Genomic DNA, 15,356 nt, shown 5'->3' with positions numbered 1-15,356 from the left:
CTCCTCCACCGCCTCAGAATCCGCTTGGAGATACAATCCTCGCGCGTCAATATGGCGCCGAATTGTCGCTCACCGGTCCGTTCCAAGGAGGCTGCCCATGTCGTCGCTTAACGATCTTCACCCGATCACCCGCCGCTCGCTGCTCGGAGGTTTTGCCGCCTCGTCGGCGCTTGTCATGCTGCACCCGTTCGCTGCGCGCGCCGCCGGCAATCAGGCGCATCTGCGCATCATGGAAACGACCGACATCCACGTTCACGTCTTCCCTTATGATTATTACGCCGACAAGCCGAACGACACGCTTGGCCTTGCCCGCACCGCCTCGATCATTGACGCAATCCGCGCCGAAGCGGGCAATTCCATGCTGATTGACAATGGCGACTTCCTGCAGGGCAACCCCATGGGCGACTACATGGCCTATGAGCACGGCATGAAGGACGGCGACAAGCATCCGGTCATCAAGGCGATGAACGTGCTTGGCTATGACGCAGGCACGCTCGGCAACCACGAATTCAACTACGGTCTCGACTTTCTGTTCAAGGTGCTGGCGGGCTCCGGCTTCCCTTACGTCTGCGCCAACCTCACCAAAGGCATGCTCGCCTCCGACCCTAAAAAGGACGAGCTTTTCCTGAAGCCTTATGTGATCGTCGAGAAGAAGATCAAGGACGGCTCGGGCGCTGAAAGCCCGATCAAGGTCGGCTTCATCGGCTTCGTGCCGCCGCAGATCATGACCTGGGATGCGAAGAACCTCGAAGGCAAGGCACAGACCCGCGACATCGTCGAGGCCGCCAAGGCCTGGGTGCCGGTCATGAAGGAAGAAGGCGCCGACGTCGTCATCGCGCTTTCCCATTCGGGTATCGACGGTGGCGACCCGGGCGACCGTATGGAGAACGCGTCGCTCTATCTCGCCGGCGTTCCCGGCATCGACGCGATCTTCACCGGCCACCAGCATCTCGTTTTCCCGAACAGCAAGGATTTCGACGGGGTCAAGGGTGCCGATACCAAGAAGGGCACGCTGCAGGGCAAGCCCGCCGTCATGGGCGGTTTCTGGGGCTCGCATATGGGCCTGATCGACCTGCTCGTAGAAAAGGACGGCAAGGGTTGGAAAGTCGTGGACTTCACCTCCGAAGCCCGGCCGATCTACCACCGCGACGACGCCAAGAAGATCGTCGCCGACGTCAAGGACAAGCCGGAAATCATCGCGGCTGCCAAGGAGGAGCATGAGGCGACGCTCGCCTATATCCGCCGCGCGGTCGGCAAGAGCTCGGCGCCGCTCTATTCCTATTTCGCGCTGGTCGCCGACGATCCGTCGGTGCAGATCGTCGCCAATGCGCAGACCTGGTACATCAAGGACATGCTGAAAGAGGGCCAGTACAAGGACATTCCCGTGCTCTCGGCCGCGGCACCCTTCAAGGCAGGCGGCCGCGGCGGTGCCGAGTATTTCACGGATGTCCCAGCAGGCGACATCGCCATCAAGAACGTCGCCGACCTCTATCTCTATCCGAATACCGTGCAGGCGGTGCTGATCACCGGGGCACAGGTCAAGAACTGGTTGGAAATGTCGGCCGGGATGTTCAATCAGGTTGCGTCAGGCGCGAAAGACGCGCCTCTCCTCAACAACGATTTCCCGTCCTACAATTACGACGTCATCGACGGCGTCACCTACCAGATCGACTTGTCGCAGCCGACCCGCTTCGACAAGGACGGCAAGCTCGTCAATGCCAACTCCAACCGCATCGTCGACCTCAAGTACAACGGCAAGCCGATCGATCCGGCCCAGAAATTCGTGGTGGCGACCAACAACTACCGCGCCGGCGGCGGCGGCAAGTTCCCGGAAATCGCCGGCGACAAGGTGATTTTCGTGGCTCCCGACACCAACCGCGACGTGATCGTCCGCTATATCGTCGAACAGGGCACGATCAACCCGTCGGCCGACGCCAACTGGTCGTTCAAGCCGCTGCCCGGTACAAGCGCGATCTTCGAGACCGGCCCCAAGGCCCGCCAGTTCGCTACCGCGGTCAAGGGTGCCAAGATCGAGGACGCCGGCGACGGCGAGAACGGTTTTGCCAAGTTCCGGCTCGTGCTGTAACGGCCAATATCACCTTTCGGCAATATTTGGACGGCAGCCTTGGCTGCCGTCTTTCTTTTCAACTGCATGAGGCAAGGCAATGCCAAAATTCTCCTTCCAGCAAGTCGACGTCTTCTCCAGCCAGCCGATGCGCGGTAATCCGCTTGCCGTGGTGATCGGCGCCGATGGACTGAGCGACGCGCAGATGCAGTCCTTCGCCAACTGGACCAATCTCAGCGAAACGACATTCCTGCTCGAGCCGACCGATCCGAGGGCCAGCTACCGAGTGAGGATTTTCACGCCGTCGCAGGAACTGCCTTTCGCCGGCCATCCGACGCTTGGCAGTGCGCATGTCTGGCTCTCGCAGCAACAGACATCACCAACCGGCGACATCGTGCAGGAATGCGGCGCGGGCCTCGTCCGCATCCGCCGTGACGGCAACCGGCTTGCGTTTGCGGCGCCGCCGCTGACGCGTAGCGGCCCGGTGGATCCGGCGCTGGTGGAGCGGATCGCCAAGGCGCTCAGCCTGCCCACCAACTTGATCGAGGATTCCAACTGGTGCGAGAACGGCCCGGACTGGATCGGTGTGCGCCTGCCCTCGCGCGCCGATGTGCTGGCGGTCAAGCCGGATTATTCCGCTCTCGCCGGCACCCGCGTCGGGCTCGTCGGGCGCTTCAATCCCGATCTTGACAGTAAGGACGCGCAATTCGAGGTGCGTGCCTTTACCCGCAACGGCTATGAAGATCCGGTCACCGGCAGTCTCAACGCCGGCCTTGCCCAATGGCTGATCGGATCCGGTGTCGCGCCGGAAAGCTACGTTGCGGCCCAGGGCACCGTGCTCGGTCGCGCCGGCCGGGTGTATGTCGACAAAGTCGGCGACGATATCTGGATCGGCGGAGACGTGGTCACATGTATTCAGGGTACGCTGGAACTCTGATCCTGTCGGAGATGCCATCGGCAGGGAAAGTCCCAGCCGATGGCTCACGATCGTGATTTGGACCGATCCCGGAATGGGTCGACTGACGGTTATGCCGCCGTTGCCCTGGCGAGGCCGAGCCGCGACAGCAGCAGCTTCAGTTCGGCTGGCGGCTTCTTTTCGATGCGGCGGTATTCCCGGCCGTCCCGCGTACGCTGGACGAGACCGAAATCGAAGAGATCGCGGCGCAGCATCGCGGCATCGCCGAAGAGGTGCAGCGTGTTCAAGAGTTCACTGATCTGCCGTTCGGTGAACTCCCGGTCCGCCGGTATCTTCGACCACAGGAACCACAGGCAGATTTCCTGCAGCCCGCGCTTGCCGGGCCAGCGCACCAGCCTGCCCTCCTCGTCGAAATGGCGCGCTGTCTTCAACACCCGCGCCTCGTCGGGCGCCGGCGTGTCCTCCAGCACCGGGCGCCACTCGGCGATGACATCGGCTGTTTTGGCAACGGCGCGAAAATGCTGGTAGTTGCGGAAGCCCGCTGCCCGCGTCAGGAGATTGAGCATCTCCAGATGGCTCGGCTTGTGATCGAACCTGGCGATCCCGTCGCGGACAGATTTGGCGAAAGCCGACAGGTCGGCGATCTCCATGGGAAAGATGGATCTCGGCATGTCTTATCCTTAAACGTGCCATTCCCTAAGAATCAGGGTGTCGCTGGTCGCCGGCTTGTCGACTCTAGCACGGGATAAGTGCTGATCATCTTTGTCATGAGCAGGTTTAGCTTCCCTTTCGGGACGGCAACGCCTCGGTGAACTGCAGACCGTTGTGCCGTTATAGCAGAGGTCAAAACGTCGTCAACTCGCAGCCGGTGACTGCCGATCGTTCCGCCGTTGTTGAGGGAATGCTTACCCTTCGCGGGCACAGTATTTGCTGGTAGAATCGATCCGAAATCGGCGGGAGGACGCACACGGATGCTCGAAAAGGCAAAGACCGCAGTAAGCTACGGAGACGAGCCAGGCCTGCGCTTCGTCCTTGTCCTCGACGGCCACGGCGGCTGCAGGACGATGAACATGTCCGAGGCCTGCAGCTGGAAGCCGGGCGACGGTATCGTCTGGATGCATTTCGAGCGCGATCACCCGGCGACCGCGGAATGGATAAATACCAAAGGCGGCTTCGATCCGCTGGTGTCGGAGGCGCTTCTTGCGGAGGATTCCCGCCCGCGCGTCGAACCCGTGGGCGACGGACTGCTGATCATCCTACGGGGTGTCTGCGCCGCTCCGCCGGAAGAAGCAGAGAAAAACTCCGACGAGATCGATCTCGTGCCGCTGCATATCTGGGTAGACGAGCACCGGCTGGTGACATTGCGCGACAGCGGCCACTATATCACCGCGCTGCGCGATATCCGGCGGGCCCTCGATAACGGCAAGGGTCCCCGGCAGGCGGGAGAACTGCTGGCGCTCGTCAGCGACAAGCTCGTCCGCGATCTGGAGCCGGTGCTCGATGACATGGACGAAGAAGTCGACGAACTTGACGAGCTGATTTTCAAGGGTGAAGCAAGCGAAGTCCGGCTGAGGCTCAAGTTGCTGCGCCGCCGTGCAGTACAGCTACGCCGCTATCTCGCACCGCAACGAGACGCGCTCAACAGGATCGAGCACGACGATGCGCCGTGGCTCAAGGAACGCGACAAGCTCCGCTTTCGCGAGGTGATCGATAAGCTGATGCGGTTCATCGAGTATCTCGACGCGATCCGCGACCGCACCGGCATCCTTCATGACGACCTTTCGACGGTCATCGGCGAACGGATCGCCCGCAATTCCAACAGGCTTGCGGCCTTGGCTGCCCTTCTCCTGCCGCCGAGCGTCGTGGCGGGCCTCTTCGGCATGAATGTTGGTGGCATTCCCGGCGTCAACGACACCTGGGCTTTCCTAGTCATCGTTGTGCTCGTCGTCGTTATTTCTGCGGGCACGCTGTGGATCCTCAAGCGCATCGACTGGCTTTGACCCCGCTTTAATGCGCCCCGGTCGGCACCGCTTCGGTTATTCAGCGGCTTGAGGCATTCCTTCCCGGGGCTCGATGCCGAGCATCTGCTTGAAGTCGTCATGGCTCGGGCAGGTCGACAGCCGACGCTCCATGGCATCGACCAGCCACCGGCCCGCAGGTCCCAGCGGGTTTGCTGCCTTGCGCATGGCATAGAGCGGGTATTGGCTCTGCTCGTAGGCTTCGAGATCGAGCGCGACGAGAGTTCCGTCCATGATGTCCATTCCGGCGACAGACGCCGGCAGGCCACCCCAGCCAAGACCACCCTTGATCAGCTGGTGCTTGGTGGCGATGTCGCTGACGCGCCATGTCTTGTAGGACAGGACATTGAAATCGCGGCCATTCGTCAGGCCTGACGTGTCCGTGACAACCAGCTGGACTTCCTCGCGGACGTCCGCGAGCGTCAGGGGCCGACGGAACTTCGCAAGCGGATGTTCGGCAGCAGCGACCGGAATCATGAAGGAATAGCCGATCTTCTCCATCACCACCGAATCCTCCTGCCGAAGGATCGATCCGCCTATGCCGATATCGGCCTTTCCGGATAGGACCATCTCCATGACCATGCCGAGTTCGCCAATATTGAGATTGAGCGCCACGCTCGGAAACCTCTCCCGGAACTCACGCAGCTCCGTCACAACGGCATCCGACGGTACCATCACGCTCAACGCCACCGACAGTTCTGCCTCCAGCCCCTGCTTGATGCTCTTGGCCCGGGCGCGCATCACCTGAAGGTCGGCGACGATGCGCCGGGCGTCAGTCAGCAGCGCCTTGCCCGCTTCGGTCAGCTTCGGCTGGCGGGCGCCGCTGCGCTCGAAAAGCGCCATTTCCAGCTGGGCTTCAAGATTGCCGATCGTATAGCTGACCACCGATTGCGCCCGGTTCAGCGCGCGCGAGGCCGCAGAAAAGCTGCCCGTTTCGGCAACCGCCAGAAACACCTGCAACTGATCGAGAGTGGGATTGGCATCCATGGTCGTCATCCAAATTTTCGATAGATAGCTTCTATATTATCTCAGTTTTATCGATGGGCGTCCACGCCTATCTATTTTCTCGAACGCAGCGGATCCACCCGCTCCCCCAATCCTTCTGCAGGCCCAAGACTGCAGATGAGATCTCCAGATAAGGAAAAAAACATGTCCTCTATCCTCCTCGTCACTTCCAGCCCGCGCGGCGATGACTCGCTGTCCAGCAAGGTCGCCCATGACCTGGCCAACGAACTGAGCGCCCGCGACAACGGCACGTCGGTCGTCCATCGTGATCTCGGTGCCAATCCGATCCCGCATCTCGACAGCGTCACCACGTCCGCCATCCGCAAGCCCGCAGCCGACCGCACCCCGGAAGAAGCTGCCGCCGCCGACTATTCCGACAAGCTGGTTGCCGAACTGATGGCTGCCGATACCGTGGTCATCGCCACCGGCCTCATCAACTTCAACATCTACTCGACGCTGAAGAGCTGGATCGACAACATCGCTCGCGCCGGCCAGACGTTCCGCTACACGGCCGAAGGCCCGGAAGGCCTCGCCAAGGGCAAGAAGATCTATATCGTGCTTGCATCCGGTGGCGTCTATTCCGAAGGCCCGGCCACCGGCATGAACCATGCCGTCCCGTACCTCACGACCATCCTCGGCTTCCTGGGTATGACGGATGTGGAAGTCATCTATGTCGAAGGCCTTGCCTTCGGCCCAGAGGCTGCTGAAAAGGCTATCGCCAGTGCCCAGCAGCGTAATCGGCAGCTCGCTCTCGCCGCTTAAGCCGTCCCTGCGCCTGACGGGACGAGCCTGCCAAGACGGCCGTGGACATTGTCCCGGCCGTCATTTTTTGCGCGATAGAGCCGCTCATCGGCGCGCCCGAGCAGCGTATCGAGCGCGTGTCCGTCCTCCGGGGCCGTCGCCACGCCGATCGAGACCGTCACGCATTGGCTGTCAGGACGGATGACCGATCGGCAGATTGCAATGCGCAGACGTTCTGCGATCGTCAGGGCGCCGTCGTGATCGGTATCGGGCAGGATCAGCACGAATTCCTCGCCCCCGAAACGGGAAAGATGGTCGCTCGGGCGTGAGCCTGCCTGCAGACAGAGCGCAATTTCCTTCAGCACCTCGTCACCCTTCAGATGGCCGAAGAGGTCGTTGACCTGTTTGAAATGATCCGCGTCGACGATGATCAGGCTGAGCCCTGTTCCGCGATCGAGGCAGCGGTGAATGAGTTTCGGAACATCTGCCTCCAGCCGGCCGCGATCGAAAAGACCGGTCAACCCGTCGACGCCGCTCTTGGCAAGCAGGGCCTGGTAACGCTCGCGAAACGTCAGGTCGTTGAAGATATCGGTGATCTCGCGCGTCGATCTGGCGAGCCGCGGAATCTGCTCGATCTTGAGATAGACTGCAAAAAGCAGCGAATAGAGAACCACTGACAGCAGCTTGGCGTACCATCCGCCGAAGAAGACCGAAGGCGGCGCACCGAAGAGGATGTTCAGCGCCGAGTAAAAGCCGATCTGGTCGAAGGTCAGGATAGCCGCGCCGCTGATCGCGAAACGCAAAACCACATTGCTACGCAGCACCCGCCCCAGCCGCTCGTAGAGCAGGATGATACCGATCGCGTCGACGTAGAGCAGCGCCGTACCCCACACCATCAGCCAGCCCATCTCGCTCAAAAACGCCATGTCTGCGGCCCGGCCGCCGGGCAGAGCCACGACCTCATGCGCCTGTAGAATCTGGGCGATGCCGACGGTCAGGAGATTGCCGAGGAAAAGCCCGTAGATCGGCTGTCGGACGACTGCCGCATCCTCTTTCAGGTATAGGAGCAGGATCATCATCAGCTTGCCGGCAAAAAAGACCGATGAGCCGGGGGACACGGTGCCGAATGGAAGTTCGATGTAGAAGACCGCCGCCAGATAGGTCTCCATGAAATGCATGACGCCGAGCGCCGCCAGAAATATGCCAAGGCCAAGATGGCGGCGGAAATGCAGGAAGGCGGTCATGACGGCGAAATAGATCACCGCTTCCAGAAGAAAGAGGGCGAGATTGAACACCTGCATTTCGATCTGCTTTACCCCCCGCAGGCATTATGCCGCTGTAACCGCTATCTTTTTACAAGCTCTCCACCCCTATGGGGATTATGGCCATTATGCATGACTATGCAATAACGGCTGGTAGGTTTCCCCTTCGAACGTCGGGTAATCCTGGATCTCCGGCAACTTCTTCGGCACGTTGCGCAACTGCGTGGCGATTGCCGGATCGATCTCACGCGTGATCTCGCCTAGTTTCCGGGGCTTGCCGAGAAGATAGCCCTGCAGCTCGTCGCAGCCTGCATGAGCGAGGAACAGCGCCTGTTCGGTCGTCTCTACACCTTCCGCGACGACCTTCATACCAAGGCCGGTGCCGAGGTCTATAATGGTGCGTACGATGATCTGCGCGTTGTCGACCAGGTTCAGGTTGTTGACGAAACTACGGTCGATCTTGATCGTGTCGAACGGGTAGCGGCTGAGATAGCTCAGCGATGAATAACCGGTGCCGAAATCGTCGAGCGCGATGTGGAAGCCCATGCGCTTCAGATCGTTGAGGATCTGCACGGCGCGCTTGTCGTCCTCGATCAGCACGCTTTCGGTGATCTCGAGCTCGATCCGGTGCGGATCGGCACCGGTGGTCTTCAGCAGATCAGCGAGATCGGTGACGAAATCCGCATGGCGGAACTGCAGCGGGCTGACGTTGACGCTGATATGGCCATCGATACTGTCCAGGATTTTGCAGGCTTCGGCGAGCACCCAGGCACCGAGCCGGATGATCTTGCCGGAGGCTTCGGCGACCGGAATGAAATCGCCCGGACTGATCATGCCGCGCTTCGGATGGAACCAGCGCAGCAGCGCCTCGTAACCGATGATGAGGCCGCTTTCCGCCTCGACACGAGGCTGCAGATAGAGTTCGAATTCGCCCCGCTGCAAGGCGATTTCCAGATCGACTTCCAGCTCCCGGCGTTTCTCGATCAATTCGTTCATGCCCCGCTTGAACATGCGGCAGGCATTCCGGCCGGCGTTCTTGGCATGATAGAGTGCCACGTCGGCGCAGCCGATCAGCGCGTCCACGTCTTTTGCATGTTCGGGGCAGAGCGCACCCCCGATGCTGACGCTGATATTGACCTGTTCACCGTGGCCGATATCGATCGGATCGGCCATCGCGGTCAGCAGCCGATCGCCGAAACTCTCAAGCTCGTCGGTATCGGATGTATGGGCGATGATGACGGCGAACTCGTCTCCACCGAGACGGGCGACGATATTGTCCGGCCCGGCTTCGGCGGCAAGGCGCGCGGCGGTTTCGCGGATCACCGCGTCACCGGCCTGGTGGCCATGGATGTCGTTGACGTCCTTGAAGCGATCGAGATCGACCATCAGGACGCCGCAACCCCTGCCGTTTCCGGCCTCATCCACAAGTTCGGTCAGCCGCTCGGAAAACAGCACCCGGTTCGGCAGCCCGGTCAGCGGATCGTGGAGAGCGAGGTAGCGCATGCGGCTCTCCGCCAGCTTGCGCTCCCTGAGGTCGACGAGGCAACCGATACGGGCTTTTTCGCCGCGATAGAGGATGTCGCGGCCGCGCGCCTCGACGGGGATTTCCTCGCCGCTCGCCAGCGCCACGAGAATCTCATGGCTGTTGTCGTCGTTGAGTTTCATCATGTCGACGACGGGGATCGTCTCGCCATCATGCAGGAAGTCGAAGACGGAACGGCCGATGATTTCGAGAAGCGGCAGGCCGATCATCTTGCCGAGCTGCTCGTTGCCATCGACGATGATACCGTCCCGGTGGATCAGGATCGCCTCGAACGTGGCGTTCGCCAGCGCTGCAACGCGCTCGGATTCCTCGCTGTCGCGTCGGAGCTCGGTCAGTTCTCCGCGGCTGCGCTCCTCCTCCTCGACATTATCCATCAGCCGGTTGAAGAGGCCGGTCAGCTTTTCCGCCTCGTCGCCCTTGACCATGGGAAGGCGCTTGCGCAGGTCGGCATTGCCGCCGAGAAGATCGGCCATTGCATCCTCCACATGGCCGACGCCGAGGCGGGTTGCGTGTTCGGCAAGGTTCAGCCCGTCCTCTTCGTCCTTGGCCGAAACGCGGATGTGCATCAGCCGGTCGGCCGCCCAGAAGAAGGCGTAACCGAGACCGAAGGACCAGTAGAAATTGACGCCAACGCCGACCAGCTGCACGTGCAGCTGTGCCAGCCTGCCGCCAGCCGGAAGCTGATCGACCGGCGCGAGAAGCGCCAGGAGCAGGGTTCCGGCGACACCGGCAAAGGCATGCACGCCGATGGCGCCGACCGCGTCGTCGATCTTGAGCGTTCTCTCGACGAAGGCGTTGCCGAAGATCGCCACTGCGCCGCCGATGGCACCGACCATCAGCGCGTTTGCCGGATCGAGGATATGGCAGCCGGCGGTCACCGCCACCAGCCCGCCGAGCATGCCGGAGTTCGACTTTTCGGGAAGGATGACGCCGTCCTGGTAGAATCCGATGACATAACCGACGCAGGTGCCCATGCCGCCGGCCAGCACCGTGTTCATGATGATCGGCGCCAACTGATCGGAAACGCCGAGCGTCGAGCCGCCGTTGAAGCCGATCCAACCTATGAAGAGAAGCAGTGCGCCCGTGGTCGACAGGACCGGGCTATGGCCGGCGATCCTGACCGGGGTTCCGTCGGCATTGAACTTGCCGATGCGCGGGCCGATGACCATGCAGGCCGCAAGCGCCACCCAGCCGCCGGTCGAATGGACGACCGTGGAGCCGGCGAAATCGACAAAACCCATCTGCGACAGGAAGGCGGATGCATTGGGAAACAGCGCTGCGCCCCAGACCCAGTGGACGAAGACCGGGTAGATCAGCCCCGACATGAACAGCGAGCCGAACACATAGGCCGACAGCTTCATGCGCTCGGCGACGGCGCCCGAGACGATGGTCGCGGCGGTGCCGCAAAACATCACCTGAAAGACGAAAAACGCCGACTGCCAGCTGTCGAGATCCCGCAGGAAGTAGAACTCGCTCTGCTTCCCGAACAGGAAACCGTTCGAACGGCTGAAGGCGATCATGAAGCCGACCGCGGCGAACGCGACGACGCCGAAGACGAAATCGAGAAGGTTCTTCTGCGCGACGTTGATCGAGTTCTTTGAGCGCACCATGCCGGCTTCGAGCAGAAGGAAGCCGACCTGCATCATCATCACCAGTCCGGCGGCGACGAGCACCCATGTCATGTCCAGCCGGGAAGTGCGCGAAAGCAGATCATCCGCGAAGGCAAAAGTTGGAATAAGGCCACCGGAAACCCCGGAGCCTATAAAGAGCATAAAATATGACCAGCGAGATCGCATTAAAAGTCGACCGCAGAAAAGACATCGGAACAGATGCTTCAAGCTATCGCTAATGATTTAATTTTGAGTGTGACTCACAATTTTTGCGATCACAATGCGGAACGCATGTCACGCAGAGCGCGACTTTTCCCCATCGGAAAACAGCGCCGGACCATTCTGGTCGATGATCTGCTGAGCCTTGCGGACAGTATATTCAACCGCGTCGTCCATGGAAGTGAACACGTCGGCGCGGACGAAGGTGCGCACCAGCGTCTCACCGTTCACATCCTTCTCGATACGCCCTGCCAGCCGGAACTGCGAACCCTCGCGGATCGGCGCCGGATGGATGATGCAGCCGCTATGTTCGACCGGCTTTGCGGAAGCAGCAGGTGCTTCGGCAGCTTTGCCGCCGCCGGAAAACATCGAGAAAATATTAGACAGGAACGAAGCCATGGCGGCTGCCTAGCATATTCCCGCGCCGCCCGGAAGCAGGGCACCCAAGGAAAAGTCACAATCCAACGTCTTAGATCCACCCGCACGATTGAGGAGCCTGTGCGCATGAAATGGAAGATCGCCACAGCATTCCTCCTAGCGGTCATCGCCGCGCTTTGGATCGGCAATACCTCCCTGTTCTCCCGCTTTCCGAGCGACAAGCCGCTCAGGATCATTGCCCATCGCGGCCAGCACCAACTTTTCGACGCCTCCCATGTCGAGAACGATACCTGCACCGCAAGCCTGATGCTGCCGCCGACGCATGCTTTTCTGGAGAATACCATTGCCGGCATGAAGGCCGCCTTCGATGCCGGCGCCGACGTGGTCGAACTCGACGTGCATCTGACGCCGGACAAACAATTCGCCGTCTTCCACGACTGGACGCTCGATTGCCGCACCGAGGGCAAGGGCGTTACCGAACAGACCCCGATGCCGGTCCTGAAGACACTCGACATCGGCTACGGCTACACCGCCGACGGCGGCCGGACCTTTCCGTTTCGGGGCCAGGGCAAGGGCCTGATGCCGACTTTGACGGAAGTCTTCTCCGCCCTTCCGGATGGACGTTTCCTGATCAATTTCAAGAGCCGCCGCCGGGAAGAAGGTGAGGCTCTGGCAACGCTTCTCAAGACCGACCCCAGCGCGCGGGCAGCGGCGTTCGGCGTTTATGGCGGAAACGAGCCGACCGAAAAAGCGGTGGCGCTCATCCCTGGCCTTCCCGGCTATTCCAACCGCACGGCCAAATCCTGCCTCCTCAACTACTTGGCGCTCGGCTGGAGCGGTCATGTGCCGGAAGCCTGCCGCAATACCCTTGTCCCGGTCCCCGCCAATCTTGCCTTCCTGCTCTGGGGCTGGCCGGAGCGTTTCTACAACCGGATGCAGGCGGCCGGGTCGGACGTCGTGCTGATCGGCCCGTTCGAGGCTGGCGATGCCGGATCTTCCGGCATAGACGACCGGGATGCGTGGGATCTGGTGCCTTCAGGCTTTTCGGGCCTCGTCTGGACCAACGTGATCGAGAAGACACGGCCCGAGGTGGAGCGTCGTGGCTTCTGCGCCCTACCCTCCCGACCGCAGATCTGCGGTTAGGCCACTAATCTGCGCCAGATACACTTCCCGCCGTCACCAAGCCCGCCTATCATCTACCCTGGGTTCGGAGGGAGCGCCGGATGCGGAGGAGATTGTTGTCATGGCGGACGGTCATTTATGTCTGCGCGATCCTGATCGCCGCCTTCGGAGTGCTGCTGATGTCCGGCCCGCGCATGCCCGCTGACGGTTTTCCCACTTTCGACAAAGCCCGCCTCGGCGCCGATATCGACGCGTATCTCGGCGCAAGCGAAAGCCGTTTTCCGGATATAAGGCCCGGCGCCGCTAAACACGTCGTCTGGGCCGATCCGGCGACGAAGGCAAAGACATCCGTTGCCATCGTCTACCTGCACGGTTTCTCAGCTTCGGCCGAGGAGATACGCCCACTGCCCGACCGTGTCGCGGCAGCGTTCGGCGCCAATCTCTATTTCACCCGGCTCGCCGGCCACGGCCGCAGCGGCGACGCCATGGGCGAAGCGCGTCTCGAAGACTGGCTGGCGGATTTTTCCGAAAGTCTCGCCATCGGCGAAGCGCTCGGCAATCGCGTCATCGTCATCGGCACCTCGACCGGCGCCTCGCTCGCGACGCTCGCACTTGCCGATCCGACGATCGCATCGCGCATCTCGGCGGCCGTGTTCGTATCGCCGAACTACGGCATCAACAGCTTTGCCGCATTTCTGCTGACAACACCGGTCGCGCCGCAGCTCTCACGGCTGTTGCTTGGAGAAAACCGCGGCTTCACGCCCTATAACGACCGCCATGCCGCCCACTGGACGACCCGCTATCCGACAAAAGCCCTGCTGCCGATGGCAGCGCTCGTGAAACTTTCGGTCGAGAGCCCGGTCGAGCAGGTCAGGACGCCGGCGCTGTTTCTCTATTCGTCGCTCGATCAGGTCATCCGTCCCGACAAGGTACGCGAGGTTGCCGGCCGCTGGGGCGGGCCTCATGAGCTTTTCGACGTCGGCAAGACCGGCGATCCCGGCAATCACGTGATTGCCGGCGACATCATCTCGCCGGCGACCACCGCACCGCTTGCTGAGCGGACCGTGGCCTGGCTGCAGGCCGTGCTCAGATGACGAGGTTCGCCAGGATCTCGTTCTCGGTAATGTCCTGATAGCCCATGCCGGCGGCTTCGAAGCGTTCGAGCAGGCCGGCGAAATTTTCCGGCCTTGCCGTTTCGATGCCGATCAGGATCGAGCCGAAATTACGCGCCGATTTCTTCAGATATTCGAAGCGGGCGATATCGTCTTCCGGCCCCAGAAGGTTGAGGAAGTCGCGCAGCGCGCCAGGGCGCTGGGCAAGCCGCAGGACGAAATATTTCTTGACGCCGGAATAGCGCATGGCGCGTTCCTTGACGTCGGGCAGGCGCTCGAAATCGAAATTGCCGCCCGAGACGACGCAGACCACCGTCTTGCCGGCCAGCTTTTCGCGTCCGAGCATTTCGAGCGCGGTGATCGACAGGGCGCCGGCCGGTTCCAGCACGACACCTTCGACATTGAGCATTTCGGTGATCGTCACGCAGATGGCGTTTTCCGGCACCAGCAGGACCTGATCCGCCGAAAAGCCCTTCAAAGCTTCGAAATTCAGGTCGCCGATCCGCGCCACCGCAGCACCGTCGACGAAATTGTCGAGCTTGGCGAGCGTGATCGGCTCGCCGGCTTCAAGGCTTTTCTTGAGGCTCGGCGCGCCCTCCGGCTCGGTGAAGAGAAAGTCTTCCCGCTTGACGATGTCCTTCAGATAACCCGTCGTTCCGGAGGAAAGCCCGCCGCCGCCGACCGGCAGGATGATCAGATCAGGTGTTACGCTGTCAGGCAGTTGTTCGAGCAGTTCGGCCGCAACCGTTGCCTGGCCCTCGATGATGTCGGCGTCATCGAAAGGCGGCACCATGACGCCGCCGGTCTCTTCCACGTGGGCGCGGGCTGCCGCATAGCACTGGTCGAAAATGTCGCCGATCAGCCGGATGGTGATGAAGGGGCCGCCGAACATGCGGGTCTTGTCGATCTTCTGCTGCGGCGTCGTCACCGGCATGAAGACCACGCCCGGCACTTCGAAATGGCGGCAGACGAAGGCGAACCCTTGCGCGTGATTGCCGGCCGAGGCGCAGACGAAAGTCTTGCCCTTGGCACCCGACGCGATCGCCTTGCGCAGGAAGTTGAAGGCGCCGCGGATCTTGTAGGAGCGGACAGGAGACAGGTCCTCGCGCTTCAGCCAGATTTCGGCACCATAACGGCGGCTGAGGTGCTCGTTCATCTGCAGCGGTGTCTCGGGAAAAATCTCCCGCATCGCAACTCTCGCGTCGTTCACGCCCGCTTTCGTCACGCCCGCCTTGGTCACGTCTGCCTTGGTCAACTCTGCCTCGGTCACATCGGCCATCCATTGAATTTCAAGAATGGTCCCGCTATGCCATAGGCTTACGGCTGAGACAAAGCTTCTTTCAGTTGCCGCGAAATTCGGGACAA

12 protein-coding genes are annotated in these 15,356 nt (G+C 61.4%); 6 read left to right on the top strand and 6 right to left on the bottom strand.

The window, feature by feature from the left end:
* The first annotated feature begins 97 nt into the window (after window positions 1-97).
* Window positions 98-2,086: a bifunctional 2',3'-cyclic-nucleotide 2'-phosphodiesterase/3'-nucleotidase gene (locus ACZ9IU_RS09195; protein WP_038542290.1), complete on the top strand. Its 1,989-nt coding sequence runs from the start codon at window positions 98-100 to the stop codon at window positions 2,084-2,086.
* A gap of 79 nt (window positions 2,087-2,165) precedes the next feature.
* The gene (locus ACZ9IU_RS09190; protein WP_038542287.1) at window positions 2,166-3,002 is read left to right on the top strand and encodes a PhzF family phenazine biosynthesis protein; all 837 of its coding nucleotides are present in this window, start codon (window positions 2,166-2,168) and stop codon (window positions 3,000-3,002) included.
* Window positions 3,003-3,091: 89 nt separating this feature from the next.
* On the opposite strand, the gene ACZ9IU_RS09185 is transcribed toward ACZ9IU_RS09190, so the two are convergent.
* The gene (locus ACZ9IU_RS09185) at window positions 3,092-3,652 is read right to left on the bottom strand and encodes a DUF2087 domain-containing protein (protein WP_038542284.1); all 561 of its coding nucleotides are present in this window, start codon (window positions 3,650-3,652) and stop codon (window positions 3,092-3,094) included.
* Window positions 3,653-3,952: 300 nt separating this feature from the next.
* Between ACZ9IU_RS09185 and ACZ9IU_RS09180 the strand changes: the two genes are divergently transcribed.
* Window positions 3,953-4,981, top strand: a complete 1,029-nt coding sequence (locus ACZ9IU_RS09180; RefSeq protein ID WP_038542281.1) for a CorA family divalent cation transporter — start codon at window positions 3,953-3,955, stop codon at window positions 4,979-4,981.
* Between the two features lie 36 nt (window positions 4,982-5,017).
* On the opposite strand, the gene ACZ9IU_RS09175 is transcribed toward ACZ9IU_RS09180, so the two are convergent.
* A complete protein-coding gene (locus tag ACZ9IU_RS09175) occupies window positions 5,018-5,986 on the bottom strand; it encodes a LysR family transcriptional regulator (protein WP_038549069.1) in 969 nt (322 codons plus the stop codon).
* Window positions 5,987-6,148: 162 nt separating this feature from the next.
* Here ACZ9IU_RS09175 and ACZ9IU_RS09170 point away from each other — a divergent pair, with 162 nt between their 5' ends.
* Window positions 6,149-6,766 carry an FMN-dependent NADH-azoreductase gene (locus ACZ9IU_RS09170; RefSeq protein ID WP_038542278.1) on the top strand — a complete coding sequence of 206 codons (618 nt, stop codon included), beginning with the start codon at window positions 6,149-6,151 and terminating at the stop codon, window positions 6,764-6,766.
* Here the strand turns inward: ACZ9IU_RS09170 and ACZ9IU_RS09165 are convergent.
* From ACZ9IU_RS09165 to ACZ9IU_RS09155, 3 genes are all read right to left on the bottom strand, one after another.
* On the bottom strand, window positions 6,763-8,046 hold the full coding sequence (locus tag ACZ9IU_RS09165) for a GGDEF domain-containing protein (protein ID WP_038542273.1): 1,284 nt from the start codon (window positions 8,044-8,046) through the stop codon (window positions 6,763-6,765). The two genes, ACZ9IU_RS09170 and ACZ9IU_RS09165, sit on opposite strands and share 4 nt — an antisense overlap.
* 87 nt (window positions 8,047-8,133) lie before the next feature.
* The gene (gene amt, locus ACZ9IU_RS09160) at window positions 8,134-11,232 is read right to left on the bottom strand and encodes an ammonium transporter (protein WP_244447493.1); all 3,099 of its coding nucleotides are present in this window, start codon (window positions 11,230-11,232) and stop codon (window positions 8,134-8,136) included.
* A gap of 222 nt (window positions 11,233-11,454) precedes the next feature.
* On the bottom strand, window positions 11,455-11,778 hold the full coding sequence (locus tag ACZ9IU_RS09155) for an HlyU family transcriptional regulator (RefSeq protein ID WP_038542269.1): 324 nt from the start codon (window positions 11,776-11,778) through the stop codon (window positions 11,455-11,457).
* Between the two features lie 105 nt (window positions 11,779-11,883).
* Here ACZ9IU_RS09155 and ACZ9IU_RS09150 point away from each other — a divergent pair, with 105 nt between their 5' ends.
* Both ACZ9IU_RS09150 and ACZ9IU_RS09145 read left to right on the top strand, forming a co-directional pair.
* Window positions 11,884-12,900 carry a glycerophosphodiester phosphodiesterase family protein gene (locus tag ACZ9IU_RS09150; protein ID WP_038542266.1) on the top strand — a complete coding sequence of 339 codons (1,017 nt, stop codon included), beginning with the start codon at window positions 11,884-11,886 and terminating at the stop codon, window positions 12,898-12,900.
* Window positions 12,901-12,995: 95 nt separating this feature from the next.
* Window positions 12,996-13,973, top strand: coding sequence for an alpha/beta hydrolase (locus ACZ9IU_RS09145; protein ID WP_244447492.1), 978 nt, complete (start codon window positions 12,996-12,998; stop codon window positions 13,971-13,973).
* Here the strand turns inward: ACZ9IU_RS09145 and ilvA are convergent.
* Complete coding sequence (gene ilvA, locus ACZ9IU_RS09140) at window positions 13,966-15,180, bottom strand: threonine ammonia-lyase (RefSeq protein WP_244447513.1); 1,215 nt, start codon at window positions 15,178-15,180, stop codon at window positions 13,966-13,968. The genes ACZ9IU_RS09145 and ilvA overlap by 8 nt on opposite strands.
* Window positions 15,181-15,356: the final 176 nt, after the last annotated feature.

Source organism: Mesorhizobium sp. USDA 4132, from assembly GCF_056279545.1.
This window is presented reverse-complemented; position numbering and strand designations above follow the sequence as displayed.